We start from the raw sequence: 21,008 nt of genomic DNA on the forward strand, positions 1-21,008 counted from the left end.
TGAAGTTATGAATTTTTGTTAAAACTTAATCAGAAGTTAACCCCAAGGAATATATAAAGTGGTAGCCATACACAAATCTAATACAAAGTCAACCCCTCAACCACAATACCAGAATAACGGCCAGAAATCTACTAACTTTTGCCCAAGGCATATTGGCCCAGCTTCTGACGCAATTCAAAAAATGTTGGCAGTATTAAGTGTTTCTTCCCTAGATGACCTAATTGACAAAACAGTTCCACAAGTAATTCGATACGAAAAACCCCTAAATCTACCAAACTCTCTGAGTGAAAGTGCTGCTCTTGCTAAAATCAAAGAAATAGCCTCCAAAAACCAGGTATTTCGTTCCTTCATTGGAATGGGTTATTACGACTGTATTACTCCACCAGTTATCCTCCGCAATATCCTAGAAAACCCTGGTTGGTACACTGCTTACACTCCCTATCAAGCAGAAATAGCTCAAGGACGAATGGAAGCATTGCTGAATTTTCAAACCATGATTACAGACTTAACAGGTTTAGAAATAGCTAATGCTTCCCTACTCGACGAAGCTACAGCAGCAGCGGAAGCAATGAGCTTGAGTTACGGTCAGTGCAAAACTAAAGCGGAAGCTTTCTTTGTTGACTCTAACTGCCATCCTCAGAATATTGAAGTGGTGAAAACTAGAGCGCAACCATTAGGAATAGAAGTTATCGTTGGCGACTTTCGCACCTTCACCTTTGACAAACCAATATTCGGTGCACTCCTCCAATATCCTGCTACCGACGGAGCAATTTACAACTACCGCGAATTTGTGGAAAGAGTTCACGAAGTGGGAGGTTTAGTTACTGTTGCTGCTGACTTACTCAGTCTGACTTTGTTAACGCCTCCCGGAGAATTTGGTGCTGATATTGCTGTAGGTAATACTCAACGTTTTGGCGTTTCTCTAGGATATGGCGGTCCTCATGCTGCTTATTTTGCCACAAAGGAAGCTTATAAACGACAAACTCCAGGTCGTATTGTCGGAGTTTCTCAAGACGCTAACGGCAACCCTGCGCTCAGGTTGGCATTGCAAACGCGGGAACAACATATTCGCAGGGAAAAAGCAACGAGTAATATTTGTACTGCTCAAGTTTTGCTGGCAGTAATGGCAAGTATGTATGCGGTTTATCATGGTCCGGATGGTTTAAAAGAAATTGCCGAAAATATCCATAATTTGACATCCAAATTGGCAGCAGGTTTAAAACAGCTTGGTTATCAAATTGGTAAGGAACCATTTTTTGATACTATTCGGGTAGAATTAGGTGCTGACTCTCCCCTGAAAAATGCAAAAGAAATTATTGATGCTGCTGAAAATCTAGGTATTAATCTCCGGAGTCTCGACGATCAAACTTTCAGCATTTCCCTAGATGAAACCACTACTGATATAGATGTACAAAATTTGTGGGAAATTTTTGCTGGTGGGGAAAAGTTACCAGACATCGAAAACATCTCCCCTCTTGCTCATAATTCATATTCCCGCACCAGCAGTTATTTAACTCACCCAGTATTTAACCGCTACCACTCAGAAACCGAACTCTTGCGTTACCTCCAACGTTTACAGGCAAAAGACTTATCTCTGACAACATCAATGATACCCTTGGGTTCTTGTACAATGAAACTCAACTCCACAGCAGAGATGATACCTGTAACCTGGCCGGAATTTGCCAAAATTCACCCTTTCGCCCCCACTTCTCAAACCAAAGGTTATCAAATAATGTTTGAACAACTAGAGGAATGGTTAGCAGAAATCACAGGTTTTAGCGCCATCTCCCTACAACCAAATGCAGGTTCCCAGGGAGAATATACGGGTTTATTAGTAATTCGTGAATATCACGCTCACCGAGGAGAAGCACATCGGAATATTTGTCTAATTCCCGAATCTGCTCACGGTACAAACCCTGCTTCAGCAGTGATGAGTGGGTTAAAAGTTGTAGTTGTCAAATGCGATAAACAAGGAAATATAGATATCGCCGATCTAAAGACGAAGACAGAAAAACACAAAGATAACTTAGCCGCCATTATGGTTACTTATCCCTCAACCCACGGTGTATTTGAGGAAGAAATTTCTGAAATATGCGAAATTATCCACAGTAACGGCGGTCAAGTTTATATGGATGGAGCGAATATGAATGCCCAGGTAGGTTTATGTCGCCCCGCAGAAATAGGAGCAGATGTTTGTCATTTGAATTTGCACAAAACTTTTTGTATTCCTCACGGTGGTGGTGGTCCGGGAATGGGTCCCATAGGCGTTCAATCTCATTTAGCACAGTTTTTACCAGGACATTCTGTGATTAGTATTGGTGGAGAAAATTCTAGTGGAGCAGTATCTGCTGCACCTTGGGGTAGCGCAAGTATTCTGCCAATTTCTTGGATGTATATTGCCATGATGGGTGCGGATGGTTTGACTGAAGCAACTAAAGTAGCAATTTTGAATGCTAATTATATTGCTCAACGGTTGGAGAATTATTATCCAGTTTTGTATAAAGGTAAGCATGGGTTTATTGCTCACGAGTGCATTTTAGATTTGCGTCCGTTGAAAAAATTGGCTGGTATTGAAGTGGAAGATATTGCCAAACGTTTGATGGATTATGGTTTTCACGCACCGACAGTTTCTTGGCCTGTAGCGGGAACAATTATGGTAGAGCCAACAGAAAGTGAGTCTAAGGAAGAGTTAGACCGTTTTTGTGAAGCAATGATTTTGATTCGCCAGGAAATAGAAGAAATTGAAACTGGGAAAGCAGATAAACAGGATAATTTGTTGAAAAATGCACCTCACACCGCAGAGAGTTTGATGGTGGATGAGTGGAAGCATAGTTATTCTCGACAACGTGCTGCTTATCCCGCACCGTGGACGCGGGAGCATAAGTTTTGGCCTGCTGTGGGAAGGGTTGATAATGCTTTTGGCGATCGTAATTTTGTGTGTTCCTGTTTGCCAATAGAAGCTTATAGCTAAAAGCGGTCAGCACTCAGCACTCAGCTATCAGCAAAATTTGTAGGCTCAGTTAGACGGCGTAAATTTAGACTCTGAAAGAGATTTAGCAATCAGTCGTAACGCACCGTTCTAAAAGCGGTCAGCACTCAGCACTCAGCTATCAGCAAAATTTGTAGGCTCAGTTAGACGGCTTAAATTTAGACTCTGAAAGAGATTTAGCAATCCGTCGTAACGCACCGTTCTGGCACAATATTTGGTGCGTTACGCTTTGCTTTTCATGTTGCGCAGCAAAACGCACCCTACTGAGCTGAACTGCTGATAACTGATAACTGATAACTGATAACTGATAACTGAAAAGGCGATCGCTCCCATGAATATTTCCCAGAAAAAAATTTGAGAAAAGGATTGACTTTAAATTTATTTGTGCTATTATTACTCATAATGGAAAAGGTGCGCTCATATATAGTCCCATTTCCTTTGGCATAATTACCTCACTTAAACCGCTGTTTTAACGGTTTCATGGTAGGTATCTTTTGCCATTCTTTTGGAAGAAAATAATAATATGGTTGTTGTAAAATTATAAAATTTACTTCTATGAACTTTTTTCTACTGACGGCTGAAACCCTTAAATGTTACAGTCTACAAGTCTCTGCATGAGAGAAGAAAACCAACGATCGCCCCACAATAACACCGGCGAACCCAACGAGGGGAGCTGCCCCGTGTAATGCTTATTGTCAAAAGTTAAGTCATTGTCATTCAACCATTTTTCCCCTTTGCGCCATCCAACTTTATCGCCGATAGTAAGAGCGATAAGAGGATAGAGAGATGTTATAGAATTAAGTAACGGAAACTAAAAGTTGTTTAAGTGCTGTTAGGAAAGGAGTAATTTTTAACGATTGCCTTAGAGCTGATTTATTAACTGAGCTGTTTGCGCAGCATTCCGCAGGAAAACTCTTATGCTATCTAGGTCTCATAAATTTCTACTTTACTGGCCGACAATCGGTAAAACCTTTGTTCTGTAAGAAATTCAGCCTCTTAATATTTACTTGATAAATCAGCTCTTAGAAAAACTAATGTTAAAATCATGATATTTTTCATTATCAAAGCTATATTTTTTTATTTATGGAAGATTACCAAGCAGCTTTTTTAGAACGCTATTCTGATACAGAAATATTAGATAAATCAGGAAGAAAAATTGGAGCTATGCACTTTGGAGGTGTCACTATTGAGTGTTTATTAAAAGCAATGATTTTTGCTACTTTACCAAACAGTGCAACTAGAGAATGGAAAACAGATAACAATAATCCAGGACATACTTTTACTAATCCAGGACATAGCTACACAGAAGCATTAAAACGACACAATAAACTTAAATCTAGAATTGATAAGTTTCCTCAAGTACGAAAGTGGTTGGATGAAATTGAAAACCCAATGGGTCAACATTTTATAGATATACGTTATTTTGCTATTGAAGCTAATAATGTAAATTCTAAAAACTGGTTCAACACATATCAAAAGCTTATAGGATGGCTACAAAAACAAGCTACTACACTTTAATAAATTAAAGGAACTAAAAATGCAAGAAAATTGGCAAGTATTACTAAAGCAAAATATTAAAAACCAATACGTTCAAAACTCTCAAGAATGGGTTGATGTAAATATTTCCACATCAGGTTTGCTCAATTTAACTTTAGTTAGCGATCGCTTTTTTGGTTGATCCATCCCTCATCGGAAAGAACAAATTTCTAACTTATTAAAATCTCAAGTGCCTCATTTATCTCCTGGGTTTCTTTCCTTATATACACCTAAAGAAGCTGAATCATTAAATATTTCACCTCCACAAATTTCTGAGACATTCTCACCCAGTACTTGGCAAGATTTAGCTATTCAAGCGGCAAACCCACAAAATCAACCTCAACTACCTCAGAAAGAACCCAGTATACCCAGAACAGTAACATTTTATTCTTTTAAAGGAGGAGTAGGAAGGACTACTGCATTAACTCATGTAGCCTCAATTTTAGCAATGCGAGGTCGTAAAGTTGTAGCTGTAGATTTAGATTTAGAAGCACCTGGGTTAAGTACGGCATTTAACCTTAAGAAAAACCCAAAATATGGAATAGTTGATTATTTTTACGAACGTTCTTATTTACCAGAAGGAATAGAACCCAGTATTTTAATTACAGACATATTTAGTGAAGTAAGAATACCTAATGCTACAGGGAGATTATTTGTTGTTCCTGCTGGATATCTTAGTCTTGATTATGTGTCTAAAGTTGACGATCTTCATGCCACAACTGTTATAGATGGAGATAAAAATATTTGGTCTATTTTTAAACAAGAAATTCAAGAACAATTAAAACCAGATATTCTCTTAATTGACTCCAGAACTGGGATTAATCAATGGGGTGCTTTATCATTAATTCAAGCTGCTGATGAAGCAATTATTTTTCTTTTCCCTAATGAACAAAATAAACAGGGAATAGAACTACTACTAGAATCTCTTCAAAGTCTGAAAAATCTATCCATTAATTTTGTTTTTTCTCCTGTACCTGATGTGACAAAGAGTGGTTTAGATAAAGTCAAAGAAATTTGGAATTTATTGCTTGAAAGTATAAAAAATAGAACAGATGAAAACTATGATAATGATGAAGAGGATTTAAACACAAATAATGAGCAACCAGAAAATGATGAATTATTAGTAATTCCTTATCTTCAACCAATTGCCTTTGCTGATAGCTATCCCATACTAGAAATGCAAGATTACTATAGTAAAATTGCTAATCTAATTGATGAAAAAAATGATGAAATTCAACGCAGTAGTGTTTTAAATATTGTTGAACAAAGATGGCAAATTATTGAAAGTCTAGAGTTTCCTGAAGTAAATGCGGCCGATCAGAAGCAAGATTTAAGCTTATTGTTTCAGCGCACTACTGATTTTGAAAAATTTTTAGATGATACAACCTGCCTAATTCGAGGAAAAAAAGGAACAGGTAAAACTGCCCTATATTGGTTGTTTTTAAAACATCAAGAACTAGCTCAAAAATTAGCTCACAGACGGTTAGATAATACTGTATTTTTATCAGGACATGGTAGATTTCAGGAAAGTAGACCAACTCGTGATGAATTTCAAATTATTCATCAAAATTTGCAGAAAAAGAATGGAACATGGGAAGCTTTTTGGAGAGCTTATTTACTATTTAGATGTTATCAGGAAGAATTACTGAAATTTCCCAGAGGTAATAAAGGTAAAAGGGGAAAGTTTACCGAGCTGAAAAAAATAATTAATAATTTACCAAAAGATACATGGCAGTCTGAATCAACTAAAGCTTTATTAGAATTATCTACTAACTCTCAACTCATACTTACAGTTAAAGATGCAGTAAATATTATTCTTAATCAAGAGGCAAAAGAAAAGTCTCAAAAATTATGGTTTCTTTACGATGATTTAGATGAAGATTTTTCGGAAGCAGGAGAATTAAGACACAAAGCATTAACAGGATTATTTCAATTAGTTCAATCTTGTGATGCAAGTAGACTAACGGAAATTAGATTTAAAATTTTCTTGAGAGAAGATATTTGGAATCGTTTAAGTTTTGATAATAAAAGTCATTTTACTGGAAGGGATATTATTTTACAGTGGAATCAAATAGACTTTTTACGTTTAGCACTTCGTCAAGCAATACAATCTCAAAATTTCAAGAATTTAGTTGATCGAGTTTATCCTGTTGCTGTTGAAAGTATAGATATAGCGAATGAAGAAGAGCTTGATAAAGCATTAGAATTACTTTGGGGAAGTCGTCGCAGAGGAGGAAATAGAGCGAAAAAAGTATCTCGATGGGTTTATGAACGATTAACAGACTCAAGTGGCACGACTTTTCCTAGGAGTTTAAGTATATTACTTAAAGGAGCAAAAGAACAAGAACTAACTGATCAAGGAAAATCATCAACTAAAATCCGTACAGAACGTTTACTTCAAGGAAAATCTCTAGAATCTGGATTAAGAAAAGCATCAGAAAAGCGATGTGAAGAAATTAAAGAGGAATATCCCTATCTAATTAATTTTTTTGATTCCCTTAAGGGAAAATCAGCTTTTTTAATAAAAGAAGAATTACAAGAAATATGGAATAATTTACCAGATCAAGTTCTAGAAAATTTTGAAGAGTTTGTTTCTTTTTTAGGTGAAATAGGAATTATTGAATTCCGTGAAAAAGAAGGACGCTATAAATTTGTGGATATATATGTTTATGGTTTTGAAATGGATCGTCAAGGTGCAGTATAGAATATTTATATTAGGATGAAAAAATATAGTTGATAACCCAATTAAATAGCCTAATTCTATAGATTCCTCCCATAAGAAGTACAGATATTAATAATTAAATTAAATATTTCCAGTGCGGGCATCTTGCCCGCGTGAGTTTACCTCACCAAGGTGGAATTAACTGTATATCTGCCAAAATTGTGGATTTAATATTCGTGAATTATCTCAATATTATGTATATGCCAAAATTGTGTATTTAGTATTTTTGAAATCCTCTAAAAGGAAACTCATTACAAATATCCCACCGCTTACCATTATGAATTAATAAAGTTAACTGAGAAGCCATAAATTCAAAATGAAGCGATCGCTCTCGAAATTCTAACCAAGCTGCTCGAAAATTCGTTTTAGTTAAGTCTCGAAAAGCTACTGTTACATGAGGAGAAAAAGGGCGAATTTTAGAAGGGGGATGCACAATTCCTAAAGTAGTTTCTGTAAATCCAATTAAATCTTTTTGTATTTTTAATAGTTCTGGAGTTTTGACAACATTAATATAGATAACACGAGGTGGAAAAGCAGAAAACCCAGACAAAGTAATGGGAAAAGCAGAGCATTTTTGGGCACAAGTCTGTAAACACTCCTGCAAAACTGCTAAATTTTCAGTCGGCCATTTAAAAGGAGGCTGTAAAGTAATATGAGGCACCGATCTTAAAGCACGACTACTATTATATTTAGTAGCAAAATATTCCTTAATTTCCGTAACTTGGTTTTGAATATTTTCAGGTGGCACAAGAGCCACAAATAATAAACGTTTTGATTGACCCATAAAATTAAAATTTAAAAAATAAAATGCCTTGGTTTGCCAAAATAGAAAAAGGTATAGTCGAAAAAACCATATTTGACCAGTATGTACCAGCTCATAGAGCTTATGTCCAAGAATTAATTGCTAAAGGACATAAAGCTAAGAGTGGTTACTGGAAAAACCATGAAGGAGGAATGTTACTATTCGAGGCCCAATCTATGGAAGAAGCCCAAAAAATAGTGGCCGAAGACCCTCTCATCAAAAATAATTGTGTCACCTATAAAATTTATCAGTGGTGCATAGTTGCAGAATAAAAAATTGTGTTATAGTAATAAGTGATTCGGACCAGCGCGACTATAACGCCTAAACCTTGTCAGGACCGGAAGGTAGCAGCAACACGGGATGCTTATGGTAGGCGTTGACTCCGGGTCACCCAACTTTGATGTCGGGAAGGGGTCTCCTGTTATACAAATGTTAACGGGAGGAGAATTGCCGACAAACAAATAAACCGCTTAGTGTCCACTTATAGCTTGCATTGTGTGCTTTTTTGTGTTATTGGTGATTAAATTAGGAGTAGCGGTAGTACGCACCTGAAAGAACCATAAAAACAAATAGCGAATATGGGGTTCAATTCAGAAGTTAAGCGTTAACTCGTGAAAAGGTAAAACTCTTGAGGGAACTTTCTGGAGTACAGAACTGTTTAGTACAAGAAGGCGGTGGGTCTTGTCGTCTCTGTCTGCGGAGGGTTAAGTGGTTGCACTCCCTGTGAAACAGAAAGCCCGCGTCCGTGAGGTAGGGAAGCCTACATCATAATCTTTGATTTGATGTAGGAGAACGTCACTTTAAAGGAGCCAGAATATATTATGGATAATTTGGGAGGAATTATTCAAAAGGCAGTTTATCTAGGAGTGGGATTAGCCTCTTATGCAGGAGAGAAAGCTAATCAGAAATTGGCTGAACTAAGAACGGAGACCCAAAAACTGGCAGATGAGATGGTTAAGCGTGGTGAAATGACTACGGAAGAGGGTCGTAAATTTGTCGAGGATATGATGAATAAGGCCATGCAACAGCCACCGGTAGAGGCATCTCCAGACACGAGACCTAGTGAACCACGTCGTATAGAAATTCTTTCTGAGGATGACAGTTCATCAGAGTCAAACCAAGAAGTAGATAAGATGCGCCAAGAAGTGCATAAGCTACAGGATGAATTGCGTCGGCTACAAAAAGATTAAATCTTCGGACAAAAATTAAGCTCTTCTCCAAGAGTTTAGACACCCTAAGTTTAAAGCAAAAAGTTCAAACATATAATAATGGAAGACTGGTCAAAAAACTTGTTTGAAGTAATTGAAACTGCTGCTTTAGAAGTAGAAAATTTCTTCAATGAAATGGCAGAAGAAGTTTCTGAAGTGCTTGATGATTGGGGAAAGTTTTCGGAGGAGATTACCGAAGAAATATGTACTAACTTTATTGTAGAGATAGATGAGTATCTAAATGATTTAATCGACCCTATTATCGAAGTATATCTGGACTTAGATTTTGATGTGGGAGGGGAAGATATAGACTATTTTGTGGATCGTGTAGAGCCAACAGTAGAAAAACATCCAGCTTGTAGGGGATGCAGCAATTATCATGGTCAAGTTTATGGCGGAAATTTATTAGTTTGTGGAATGCACCCTTATGGTGTAGAGGGGGAAAGTTGTCCAGACTGGGAATCAGATAATAGTAGTTTGAACTAAGCAAAAGCTATTTCAGTTATCAGTTATCAGTACCTCTGCAATAAAAAGGCTGAATATAAGGAATATTATCTTTTCCCTTGGTGATAATTTTAGAATCAAAATTTTATGATTAATTTAGTTGTAAATTAGAACTATTATAACTGAAATTATTTTGACCATTAGAGTTAAGCTCTAAGCATTGAAAAAATTAGAAAGACTTGCGTAAGGGATAACTTTTACACTATAAATTTTTGGTGTTGGTGAAAAGAGGTATGATATCATGTCCGGAGCAGAGTGCCATAGAACTCTGTTCCGCGCTCCGCGACCAAAAAACTTTCTCCTTCTACTCCTCTTTCTTCTTCTTTCTTCCCCTCCTGGGAGGGGCTAGGGGTGGGTTGACTCCTGACTCCTGGGTAATTAAGATTAATATCATACACTAATTCACCAACGCCAATTTTTGACTTTTGCCTTGCGCGGAGTGCTATATGAATGAAATAAATTTAGGGACTCTTTACATTGTTGGCACACCAATAGGCAATCTAGAAGATATAACATTTCGAGCAATTAAAACCCTACAAACAGTAGACCTAATAGCAGCAGAAGACACTCGCCACACCAGCAAATTGTTACAACATTTTGATATCCAAACTCCACAATTAAGTTACCATCAACATAACCAACAAAGTCGCATACCTGAATTAATCGAAAAATTATATCAAGGAAAAACAATTGCTCTAGTAACTGATGCTGGAATGCCAGGAATATCTGACCCTGGATATGAAATAGTAAAAGCTTGTGTTGCAGCAAATATTTCCGTAGTACCAATACCAGGAGTTAGTGCAAGTATCACAGCATTAAGTGCTTCTGGACTACCTACTGATAAATTTATATTTATCGGTTTTTTACCAAGCAAAAGTAAACAACGTCAACAAGACTTAGAAATTTTACCCAACTTACAAGAAACCATAATTTTATATGAATCTCCTCATAAACTCAAACAAACCTTGGAAGATTTAGCTAAAGTATTAGGTAAACAGAGAAAAATAGTCTTAGCTAGAGAATTAACAAAACTCTATGAAGAATTTTGGCGTGGTACAGTTGGACAAGCAATTATTTATTATCAAACTGAGCGACCAAGGGGAGAATTTACCCTGATTATTGCAGGAGCAGAACCAGATACGCCAGTAATATCAGAAGATACTATTAAAGTAGAATTACAAAAACTTTTAGAACAAGGAATTTCGCGATCGCAAGCTAGTCGCCAACTGGCGCATCAAACCAACCTATCCCGTCGCCACATTTATCAAATAGCTCTAAAATTATAAGGAAGAAGGAAGAGGGAAGAAGGAAGAAGGAAGAGGGAAGAAAGGTTATATGAAATATAAAAAAGAATGGGGTTGCACATTATGGAATGATACTGCCAAAAATAGGTGTTCGACTTTGACTAAAAAAAACCTAATATTAATCGTTCTAGCAATTATCAAATCCAAAATCTTTTTCATCAAAAATCTCAAATCATTCGTCACTGTGCAACGCCAAAAGAATGCTACGAATAATTTAGTTGGTTCAAAAACTTTAACTAGAAATATCGATTTGACTAAAAACACAGTTTTACTCTAATAAATGATACAGCGCTTCCCGCTGTGTATAGTGTTTATAGCTTACAGCACTTTTGAGGAAGGGTGAGGTACAGTTGTAAGACTATTCTTATACTTCCTGTTCTCTGTTCCCTGTTCCCTGTTCCTTGTTCCCTAGGGCAATAAAACTTTGTACCTCTAAGACTCGAAAACTGCTGTAAAAAAGCAGAAGTCCTGATTAACTAAAAATTAAAATTGTGAACTCAATAGACTCTTTCCTGAAACGCTTTGAACATTTCGGCGTTGAGCTTGGTCTCGAACGCATCTACCAACTTCTAGATAACCTCGGAAACCCCCATCAACAAGTACCTATTATTCATGTCGCCGGGACAAATGGTAAAGGTTCTGTCTGTGCTTACTTATCTTCGATCCTCACAGCAGCAGGATATAAAGTTGGACGTTATACTTCACCTCATCTCGTGGACTGGACAGAACGTATTTGCCTTAACGAACAACAAATTTCTCCTACTAAACTAGAAGAGTTATTAGAAGAAGTAGAAGCAGCTATTAATCCAGAAAAAGCTTCACCTACTCAGTTTGAAGTTATTACTGCAGCAGCTTGGTTATATTTTGCTCAACAAGAAGTAGATGTAGCAGTTATAGAAGTAGGGTTGGGAGGAAGACTAGATGCCACAAATGTTTGTCAGCAACCAATGGTAACTGTTATTACTTCAATTAGTTGGGAACATTGGCAAAGGTTAGGTCCAACTTTGGCTGATATTGCTGGTGAAAAAGCAGGTATTCTGAAACCAGGATGTCCTGCAATAATTGGGCAACTACCACCAGAAGCAGAAAAAGTGGTACAAAAACGGATTAATGATTTGGGATGTCCCGCAGTTTGGGTAACACCTGCTGAATTATTAGAGGGCAGTAGAGAAAATGATTCTCTGTCAATGGCTAATTATCAAGGTATGGAATATCCACTCCCATTACTTGGAGATGTACAGTTAATCAATTCAGCGATCGCTATTGAGACAATTCATATTCTGGAAAAACAGGGTTGGTATATTTTTCCTACAGCAATTCAAGAAGGAATCGCTAATACTAAATGGCCTGGGCGTTTGCAATGGACAAAATGGCAAGACCGTAAATTATTAATTGATGGTGCTCATAATACTGCTGCTGCCCAAGTATTGGGGAGATATGTCAGGACACTTAATTACCCATCCATCAGTTGGGTTATGGGTATGCTTTCAACTAAGGAACATTCAGAAATTTTTCGCGCTTTGATTAGACCGGGCGATCGCTTGTACCTAGTTCCTGTCCCAGACCATAGTTTTGCTGATACGGGTCAGCTTACTACTATAGCTATGAATATTTGCACAGAATTAGCATTTTGTCAAGCTTACCCCAATTTAACAACTGCCATGGAAGAGGCTATGGCTGAAAGTGAAAATCTGATTGTTTTATGTGGTTCTCTGTATTTATTAGGAAATTTTCTAGCAACTAGCTGGAACTAAAGACCCTACTACTGAAATTTCTGTTTTTGGGTTTGCTAAATACAGGTATTTATGAAAAATTTCCTCAATTTTTTCTGAGCTTACTGGTTTATTCATAAATTCAGAACATCCTACAAACTGAGCACGAACTCGATCAATTATGCTACCTCTGCCAGTGAGAATTACTATAGGAGTATTTTTTAAATGAGGTATTCTACGAAGTTGGCTACAAATTTCATAGCCATTAGCAATAGGCATTTCTATGTCTAAAAATATTAAATCTGGTTGTATTTCTATGAGGGTAGGCACAGCCAATGTAGATTTTTGAATTCCTATAAATTGATAGCCTCTTTTTGTAATAAATTTTCCCATGATTTTATTTATTATGGGGCAATCATCAATACAAACTACTAATTTTTTCTGGCTCTTTATAGGAGTTTCTGGAAATTGTGAATTTTGTGTTTGAATCTCTTTTGTTTGACTTTTTAGTGCATCAATTTTTAATACAGATAATGCAGGTATATCAGGCACATTAGTTAATTGAATTATTTCTTGACTCACATAATTCATAAATATTTTAGTTAGTCTTAATAAATCCTGATTTAAGTAAAAAGCTAAGTCTCGCAGTGTGAGTTTTTTACTAATTAATATCTGCAATTTTTGGTATGTTAAAGCTGATATCTGTTGTTCTAAAAGTTCAGGTTTATTCAATACAAGAGCTAAGTTTGGAGAATAGTTGTGTAAATTTGCCTCGTACCAAGCTTGCCATATTGGCTTAACTTTTTCAAAAGCCTCATAGATACTCAAACGAAAAATTGGTTGTTTCATTTCTGCTTGTAGATGGGAAGTGACAGAAGTAATTTGTAAAGTATCTAAATTATCTTGCTGAATTAAATCAAACAATACTTCGACCAAGGTATTGTTAATTATAGAAATAGCTTGTGAGAGTGATATTTTTTCTTGTTTCAATAAAATATTAACTATGTAATATTGCCAGCTTTCACAAACATCATGGGTGTAGAAACTTAGAGTTTCTAGAGAAATAAAAGGGCAAAATTGAGTGAAATTTCTGCGCCATCTTCGCCAGGAACTACTACCACCAGTAGCCCAAGTTATACAACCTCTATCAAAATATAATTGCCATGTTTGTCCATCGGTATTTTGGAGGTCTACCTTACCACTAAACTGTTGAGGTATTAAACGGATTAAATGTTTAAAAAATCTAGCTGTAGTTGGTTTTGTTGTCGTAATCATTTTTAATACTCCATCAATCAATGCAGTCCTTAATTCTGTATTTTTGATTATTCTCTAAATAAGTTTAGAAAAGTTTTAATATCCGCAATTTCACTTAACTTGATGACAAAGTCTGGGATAAAATCAAATAACTATCAATTTAATTTTACAGATAAATTTTATTATTATCGTCCGTTTTTTTACTGAGAATTTTAACTAATTTACATTTGATTTTGAGGCGATCGCTGATGGAAAAACTGGTAAAGTTCTATGAAATTAGATTTTTAGCAATTAATATAGAACCTATTTGAGAGCTATATAATTTTGCTAGTCAAGTCTTTTCGCACATCAATGAGTGAGGAAAAATCATCTGAAGGAGTGTTGAATTTTTTGTATTATTTCTCGCCACATCTTCCCTCTTCCCTCTTACCGAATAATTAATAATTAAATAATTCGCATCTTAAAGCCGACCCTTTTAAGGGGAAAAAAAAGACAATATTCCTTATATTCAATTCCGTAACGGTTAAAACCCGAGGTAATTATCCATTATCCATTATCCATTATCCATTAATGAACTCCTATCTCCTGTCTCCTGACTCAAGACTAACAAAACACGCATATTTATGAAGATACCAAATGGGTTCTATACAGGTAAGGTTCAGATTTCTTGTTTCCATGATCGTCGCTTTATTTTTAAGTTTAGTTAATTGATTTCATCAACATGAAAAACTTTATAGCAATTCCCATGCTGGTCAGGTACGCGCATTCCTTGGTTTTAGGGAACAAGGAACAGAGAATAGAAGACAAATAGGGGTACCTCACACTTACTGAGAAACGCTATATACATATCAAATAATAGAATTAATATCCCAATTCCGCTAACCGTTTAAAAAAAAATATATATTTGTTACAAAAATAAGCAGTATAGCGTTTCTTAAAAAGGAAAAAACAAATTGTCAGTTTAGAAGTCTGAATAACGAAAAAACAAATATCTAAATAAGGTCTGCTGAAAAAGTCTTTTAGTAGGGGTAGGAGACAGGAGACAGGAGACAGGAGAAATAGGAATTTAGACGAGGTAGAAGTAAGAATAGTCCCTTGATTTTTCTGCCCAACTATGCGCCTAAAATACTAACTTTTTGAGCGTGAAGAGCTGAAAACCAGGTACTTTTTTCGACCTCAAAAAGGATAAATTCTTTATATATCAATGCTTTTATATTTAATCAGCAAGCCCTAAATATATTAAGAGATTGAATTGATCGGGAAATCTAAAAAAGGAAATAGTTCATTAATTGATAATGGATAATGGATAATTGATAATTACCTCTGGTTTTAACCGCTACGGAATTGAATATAAGGAATATTTTCTTTTCTTGGTCGATTGGATATGGTGAGGAAACCTCGCCATCCCACCCTACGGGAAAGCTGCGCTTTTTCCTGACGGAATGCTCCGCAAACATGTCGCGTAGCGTTAACGTGCGTTGTGCGCCAGCAAAACGACGGCTTTTTTTACCCTTAAAAGGGGAGGCTTCAAGGCGCGAATTATTTAATAATTAATTATTAATAATTAATTATTCGGTAAGTGCTCTTTTGCACAACTATAACTTTCTATTTGTCAGCTTAGAAGTCTGAATATTGAGACACTACTCTATCATGCTTATTTCAATCCCTGGACTCCTTCCAACTTTTATCTGAAGTAGATCCATAATCTCTGAATACTTATTTGATCGACACTTTCTTATCAAAAGCCAAGTCTCTACAAAACCTTTTCCCTTTTAACTCCTTCCCGATAAATTATCCCATTCAAACGCCGCATCAGCGATCGCCTTTTCAACAGTTTTCTCTGCCAACATAGCTGCTTGTAAGTTTTGAGAAATAATCTGTTTCAACTCATTCAAATTTTTTACTTGTGGAAGTAAAACTTCTGCTTTAAGCATTTGATTAGCACTAATAATTCGAGCCTTATCTTGAGTAGAAGCATTAGAAGGAAGACTTTGAAAATAATTATTCTCTAAAGTCTGAGTTATAGAAGGTAGAACATTAGTCTCTTGAGTAAAAGCCGTTTGATTTTGATTGTTAGTAATAAACAAAGCAAATTTCAGCGCTCGGTCTGGTAGTTTAGTATTACTAGAAATAGCTAAATTCATTAACATCATACTTTTTTTACCAGTTTCACCTGTAATTTGAGATACAGGTTTTGATACTTGTCCAATCTCTGGTGTATCTTCAGATATTGCCCCAATCACTTCTGAACCAGAAAACAACATAGCTATTTCTCCAGCTTGATATAAATCGATACCAGCTTGAATCCCTTTTGTCAATACCTCCTTTGGTAATAGCCCATCTTGATATAGATCGACCCAATACTTGAATACTGCCTGACCAGTTGGAGTATTAAAAGCAGCCTTTCCATCAACATCTATCAGTGTCACTCCCATCTTGCCAAAAGATTCTAATACCTCTGAAAATTCTTCTGGTAGAAAAGAAATAAAAAATGCGTACTTATCAGTTTTTTCCTTAATCTGTTTAGCCACCTCTGCTAACTCTGAATAATTTTTGGGAGGTTGCTCTAGTCCTGCTTGTTGAAATAGCTGAGAATTATAAATAGTTATATTTGTTGTGGCATACCAAGGGATACCAAAACTTTTACCATTAATTTTACTAGCCTGCCAAAAGTTAGGTAAATATTGATTTTTTACCGAATCTGATAATATAGTATCCAAATTTAACCAAGCATTAGTTTCAGTCAATAAATATCCAAAATTTGAATTAAGATTAACCACATCTGGAAGAGTTTTTGCCAAAATAGCACTCTGAATTTTCTTTTCCATCATTGACCAAGGTATATCAATCCATCGTACAGATAAACCTGGATTATCAGTTTCAAAATCAGTAATCAATTGATTAAAATAATTCGTAAATTGAGGTTGAAGCTGTATCGTCCAAAACTTAATTTCTTGAGTATTTAAGTTAGTAGGAGAGGGAGTAGTGCAACTAATCAAAAATGTTAAGATTAGTCCGAATATAGCAAATAACCTAAACCGTTGCCATTTAACAATGTAAAACATTTGATCAAACATATAAAATTATCTGAAGTCTCCTTATATTATTGAAATTATGATGATTTTTGCACTTTGCATGACAAAGGAAAAATCCAATTATTATATATTTTTGGATGACTATCTTTTTGTCTGTCTCTAAATATTAGGTGTTATCAATATATAGCATTTAAATTTGAAATATAGCGTTTCTCAGTAAGCGTGAAGTACACTCTTGCCTTTACTTCACTATTGCCTTCCGGAGCTGTTGCCTATTGCCTAGAGTTTTGTACCTCACGCTTTTTGGGAATTGCTATATTAGTCAGGAATTAAATATTTTGGAGAACAGTTAATAGCTTAAATTAGCAATAGTAAAAAAATCTAAAATTAGTTTTTAGTAACTAAGTCTAGATTGGTTACTATTTCAAAATTATTATTTTAGATGAAAATCAAGCTGTAAAATAATTATCATTAAAAATCGTGTAACTGTCTATAAAATATAGCCATCTAGATCATATTTGTAAATATATGAGCAAAATTAATTACATAATTTTTGGTCAGACTAAATAGCTGATACAAAATTAATGTGAAGTTGCATAGAATAATATAGCAATCAGGAATAATTTGTAAGAATTTAAGTGTTCCTTAAAAGTACAGAATATAGCAATTATTACATACATCTGATACGTTTTTCTCTGTTGCCTGTTGCCTGTTACCTGTTACCTAAAAGTTTCCAATATCTCACAACTCAAATCATATTGCTAGAAATAATATTTTAATCAGAATCACCTCACATAAAATTGGTATTATACAAATTTTTATTGTCTATCAACAAAGCCATAATTGACTATTCACTATTTAATTATCAGTTCGCTGTTTCCCACTCCAATAGACAATTTTTTCTGCTAATTAAACAGATTTAATATTAATTGTTTAGAGTGGATTAGGATATAGACAATTTTTTCTGCTAATTAAACAGATTTAATATTAATTGTTTAGAGTGGATTAGGATAAAGAGTATCGGGGACTTCTTAGACCGCAGAATTGGGAAATACAGTTTCAATACCGAACCACTTTTACCGATCGCTGATAACTGCTCACCTTTAATTGTAATTTAGTGTTCCCTTGGCCATAATTGAGAGATACTGTTGAAATGCCCAAAAACTTTTACCGATTACTGATAACTGATTCAAAGTATTTTTCAGAAATTAATGCTATTCTTGGAAAATGGAAAAAATGAGCATAACAATAGAAAAAATGAGCATAACAAAAGTTATTAAATACTAAACACTAGCTCTTGGAAAACAAAAAATCATGTAAGCATTTCCTGCGGAATGCTGCGCAAACAGCAGTCAGCTATCAGCTATTTCTACGGAATGCTGCGCAAACAGTTTTATTACCTTTAGTGGACAATTTAAGCTCGTTGTTCTTGTGCTTCAATTCTTTATTTAAAAATGTAGTAGAAGTTAAACAAATACTTGGTTCATTCATTAAAAATCTGAATGCGAGCCCATTCCGCACCGAAGAGCTGACTTCTAATAGCTGAATGCTTACAAAATCATAGTTAAGACTTTTGATACCTAGTATGAGTATTTTAGTAGGGATATAAAAATCAACCAAACTAACTATATCTTAATACTTAATCAACTTAAGTCTAGCAAAGATTATCATCATCAGTTTATATATCATTTTCAACAAATTCGTTGAAGACCCCCACTACTCAGTTATCAGTTCGCTGTTTTCCAATCCAATAGACATTTTTTTTTACTAATTAAACAGATTTGATCTTAATGATTTGGAGTGGATTAGGATAGAGAATATTGAGTAAAAGAGATGACTTATTAGACCGCAGAATTGAGAAATACAGTTTCAATACCAAACCACCTACTGATAACTGTTTAATTCTCTCATTATGCACCTGTTAAATGATTCAAAACCACAAGACTTTCTAGCTCTGTCATGACAAATTTCAAAAAACACATTTGTATTAAATTAAAATCAAGAAAACTATGGTTAATTACTTAAAAAATTTATTTAAAAAAAAGCAACCAGGAATAGGAGTAGAGATAGGTCCAGAAAGAATTAATATTGCTGAAATCCGTAAACAAGGAGATAAATTAAAATTAGTAACCCTTGCCACAGCAGAAGTGCCAGAAGATGTATTTTTAGAAGGTCAAATAGTTGATGCCCCTACAATATCAGAGCTAATAGAATCAATAATAGAAGACAATAATATAAAAACCAGAAGAGTCGCAACAGCAATTCCAGGCAGAGAAGCAGTAACTCGTGTAATTCCTGTACCAGCAGAATTAAACGACCAAGAATTGCAAGATTATATGAATCAAGAAGCAGGTTTATACTTACCATTTCCCAGAGAAGAAGCAGATGTAGACTATCAGAAATTAGGAACAATAATAGACCCAAATGATGATTTAGAAAAAGTACAAGTAGCCTTAGTAGCTACTAGAAAAGAAGTAACAGATAGCTACATAGAAGTATTCACCCAAGCAGGATTAGCAATAGATGTTTTAGAAGTAAGTAACTTTGCCTTAATCCGAACAGTAAAAGATATACTTCAACAGTATGGACCCCAAGAAGCAACAGTAATAGCAGATTTAGAATTTGACAGTACTGAACTTGCTATCGTAGTAGATGGAGTACCTCAATTTAACCGGACAATTCCCATTGGTACTTATCAAATGCAATCTTCCTTAAACGAAGCAATGAATTTACCTCCAACCAGAGATACTAGCGAATTACTGGGAATGACCGTTCCAGTATTAGATACAATGGGAGTCACAGGAAACGAAGCAAACCCCGGAACTAATGCCTTACTAAAAGTATTAGCAGAATTAGGGGATGAACTACGACGCTCAATAGATTTTTATCTCAATCAATTTGAAGATTTGGAGGTGGCACAATTATTATTAACAGGATCTGGTGCAGCAATAGGACAAATAGATGACTTTTTTATGCAACGTTTAAGTTTACCCGCATCTAAAGTCGATCCAATAGAGACTTTAGCCTTAGAAATAGAACAAGAAATTCCACTAGAACAACGCTCCAGTTTAGGAGTGGTATTAGGTTTAGGATTAAGAGAGGTTTAAATTAATTATGTATGGCTTAGATGTAAATTTTCTCAACGATCGCCCAGAATATAAAAAAGATATTCCCAAACCAGCAAGTGGTGGTGGACCATCACTAGAAGACCCCAGACCAATTCTGATTGGGGCAGCAGTAGCAGTGGCGGTTAATGGTCTAGTTGCTGGTGGATGGTTCTATCTCAATCAAGTAAACACCAAATTACAGGCAGACCTAGACAAATTAAATGCCGAATTGAGTAAACTAAACGCCCAAATTAAAGATATAGAAGCAATCAAAGCAAAAACTAAAACATTTAAAGCAGAGGCAAAAGCATTAGCAACAGTTTTTGACCAAATTAAACCATGGTCCGCTTTATTGGGAGAATTTGGCACCCTCATACCTAGTGGGGTCAAAATAGCTAGCATTGAACAAAAAGAACCAAAAATAGTTCCTCCAGCAGCACCCCCACCAAATCAAAAAGATTCAAAGGGGGATAAAAAAGAACAGGCAGCAGCACCCCCAAAACCAACAGCAACTGTATCATTTTCTGGAACAGCAGATTCTTATGGTCAAGTCAATGACTTTTTATTGCTACTGCAAAATTCTCCCTTTTTCCAAGGAGAAAAAACAAAACTAATTAGTGCCACGAAAAAAGCCAATCCAACCAGACTAGAATTACAAAACTCTAGGTCAACTTTAGCTCCAGATATACCAGAATTACCACAAGTAGTTGAGTATAAAATAGAAACAAATCTCAGCCCTTTAGGTGCATCAGAATTATTACCTCAATTAAAAAGTCAAGGAGCAATTGGATTAGTAGATAGAATAGAAATATTAACAGAAAAAGGAGTATTTTAA

At 35.4% G+C, this 21,008-nt stretch carries 16 protein-coding genes and 1 other RNA gene; 12 read left to right on the forward strand and 5 right to left on the reverse strand.

Features of this window, described 5'->3' with window-relative positions:
• Positions 1-58: 58 nt before the first annotated feature.
• Positions 59-2,971: an aminomethyl-transferring glycine dehydrogenase gene (gene gcvP, locus F6K15_RS15355; RefSeq protein WP_293062098.1), complete on the forward strand. Its 2,913-nt coding sequence runs from the start codon at positions 59-61 to the stop codon at positions 2,969-2,971.
• Between the two features lie 278 nt (positions 2,972-3,249).
• On the opposite strand, the gene F6K15_RS15360 is transcribed toward gcvP, so the two are convergent.
• On the reverse strand, positions 3,250-3,390 hold the full coding sequence (locus tag F6K15_RS15360; protein WP_293062100.1) for a hypothetical protein: 141 nt from the start codon (positions 3,388-3,390) through the stop codon (positions 3,250-3,252).
• Between the two features lie 682 nt (positions 3,391-4,072).
• Here F6K15_RS15360 and F6K15_RS15365 point away from each other — a divergent pair.
• The 3 genes from F6K15_RS15365 to F6K15_RS15375 are packed head-to-tail and all read left to right on the forward strand — an operon-like array spanning position 4,073 to position 7,229.
• Positions 4,073-4,507 (forward strand): hypothetical protein, encoded by a 435-nt coding sequence (locus F6K15_RS15365; RefSeq protein ID WP_293062102.1) that lies wholly within the window; start codon positions 4,073-4,075, stop codon positions 4,505-4,507.
• 19 nt (positions 4,508-4,526) lie between these two features.
• A complete protein-coding gene (locus tag F6K15_RS15370) occupies positions 4,527-4,667 on the forward strand; it encodes a hypothetical protein (protein ID WP_293062104.1) in 141 nt (46 codons plus the stop codon).
• Between the two features lie 48 nt (positions 4,668-4,715).
• The gene (locus F6K15_RS15375; RefSeq protein WP_293062106.1) at positions 4,716-7,229 is read left to right on the forward strand and encodes a P-loop ATPase, Sll1717 family; all 2,514 of its coding nucleotides are present in this window, start codon (positions 4,716-4,718) and stop codon (positions 7,227-7,229) included.
• A gap of 235 nt (positions 7,230-7,464) precedes the next feature.
• Here the strand turns inward: F6K15_RS15375 and F6K15_RS15380 are convergent, their stop codons facing one another.
• Complete coding sequence (locus F6K15_RS15380; protein WP_293062108.1) at positions 7,465-8,031, reverse strand: 2'-5' RNA ligase family protein; 567 nt, start codon at positions 8,029-8,031, stop codon at positions 7,465-7,467.
• 23 nt (positions 8,032-8,054) lie between these two features.
• On the opposite strand from F6K15_RS15380, the gene F6K15_RS15385 reads away from it, so the two are divergent.
• From F6K15_RS15385 to F6K15_RS15400, 4 genes are all read left to right on the forward strand, one after another.
• Positions 8,055-8,321 carry a YciI family protein gene (locus tag F6K15_RS15385; protein ID WP_293062109.1) on the forward strand — a complete coding sequence of 89 codons (267 nt, stop codon included), beginning with the start codon at positions 8,055-8,057 and terminating at the stop codon, positions 8,319-8,321.
• A 23-nt stretch (positions 8,322-8,344) separates the two neighbouring features.
• Positions 8,345-8,441: signal recognition particle sRNA small type (gene ffs, locus F6K15_RS15390), an RNA gene on the forward strand.
• Between the two features lie 429 nt (positions 8,442-8,870).
• A complete protein-coding gene (locus tag F6K15_RS15395; RefSeq protein WP_293062111.1) occupies positions 8,871-9,239 on the forward strand; it encodes a phasin family protein in 369 nt (122 codons plus the stop codon).
• A 78-nt stretch (positions 9,240-9,317) separates the two neighbouring features.
• Entirely contained in the window at positions 9,318-9,743 is a 426-nt protein-coding gene (locus F6K15_RS15400) for a hypothetical protein (protein WP_293062112.1), read from the forward strand.
• Positions 9,744-10,000: 257 nt separating this feature from the next.
• Here the strand turns inward: F6K15_RS15400 and F6K15_RS15405 are convergent, their stop codons facing one another.
• The gene (locus F6K15_RS15405) at positions 10,001-10,159 is read right to left on the reverse strand and encodes a hypothetical protein (RefSeq protein ID WP_293062114.1); all 159 of its coding nucleotides are present in this window, start codon (positions 10,157-10,159) and stop codon (positions 10,001-10,003) included.
• A gap of 48 nt (positions 10,160-10,207) precedes the next feature.
• Here F6K15_RS15405 and rsmI point away from each other — a divergent pair, with 48 nt between their 5' ends.
• Together rsmI and F6K15_RS15415 are read left to right on the forward strand one after the other, a co-directional pair.
• Positions 10,208-11,047, forward strand: a complete 840-nt coding sequence (gene rsmI, locus F6K15_RS15410) for a 16S rRNA (cytidine(1402)-2'-O)-methyltransferase (RefSeq protein ID WP_293062116.1) — start codon at positions 10,208-10,210, stop codon at positions 11,045-11,047.
• A gap of 509 nt (positions 11,048-11,556) precedes the next feature.
• The gene (locus F6K15_RS15415) at positions 11,557-12,819 is read left to right on the forward strand and encodes a folylpolyglutamate synthase/dihydrofolate synthase family protein (RefSeq protein WP_293062118.1); all 1,263 of its coding nucleotides are present in this window, start codon (positions 11,557-11,559) and stop codon (positions 12,817-12,819) included.
• Here the strand turns inward: F6K15_RS15415 and F6K15_RS15420 are convergent.
• Both F6K15_RS15420 and F6K15_RS15425 read right to left on the reverse strand, forming a co-directional pair.
• Positions 12,799-14,052: a response regulator gene (locus tag F6K15_RS15420; RefSeq protein WP_293062120.1), complete on the reverse strand. Its 1,254-nt coding sequence runs from the start codon at positions 14,050-14,052 to the stop codon at positions 12,799-12,801. The genes F6K15_RS15415 and F6K15_RS15420 overlap by 21 nt on opposite strands.
• 1,751 nt (positions 14,053-15,803) lie before the next feature.
• On the reverse strand, positions 15,804-17,096 hold the full coding sequence (locus tag F6K15_RS15425) for a sugar ABC transporter substrate-binding protein (protein WP_293062122.1): 1,293 nt from the start codon (positions 17,094-17,096) through the stop codon (positions 15,804-15,806).
• A gap of 1,979 nt (positions 17,097-19,075) precedes the next feature.
• Between F6K15_RS15425 and pilM the strand changes: the two genes are divergently transcribed.
• Entirely contained in the window at positions 19,076-20,173 is a 1,098-nt protein-coding gene (gene pilM, locus F6K15_RS15430; protein WP_293062124.1) for a type IV pilus assembly protein PilM, read from the forward strand.
• 7 nt (positions 20,174-20,180) lie between these two features.
• A complete protein-coding gene (locus tag F6K15_RS15435; RefSeq protein ID WP_293062126.1) occupies positions 20,181-21,008 on the forward strand; it encodes a PilN domain-containing protein in 828 nt (275 codons plus the stop codon).

The sequence above is a fragment of the Okeania sp. SIO2B3 genome (assembly GCF_010672525.1).
In the GTDB taxonomy this organism is placed as follows: domain Bacteria; phylum Cyanobacteriota; class Cyanobacteriia; order Cyanobacteriales; family Microcoleaceae; genus Okeania.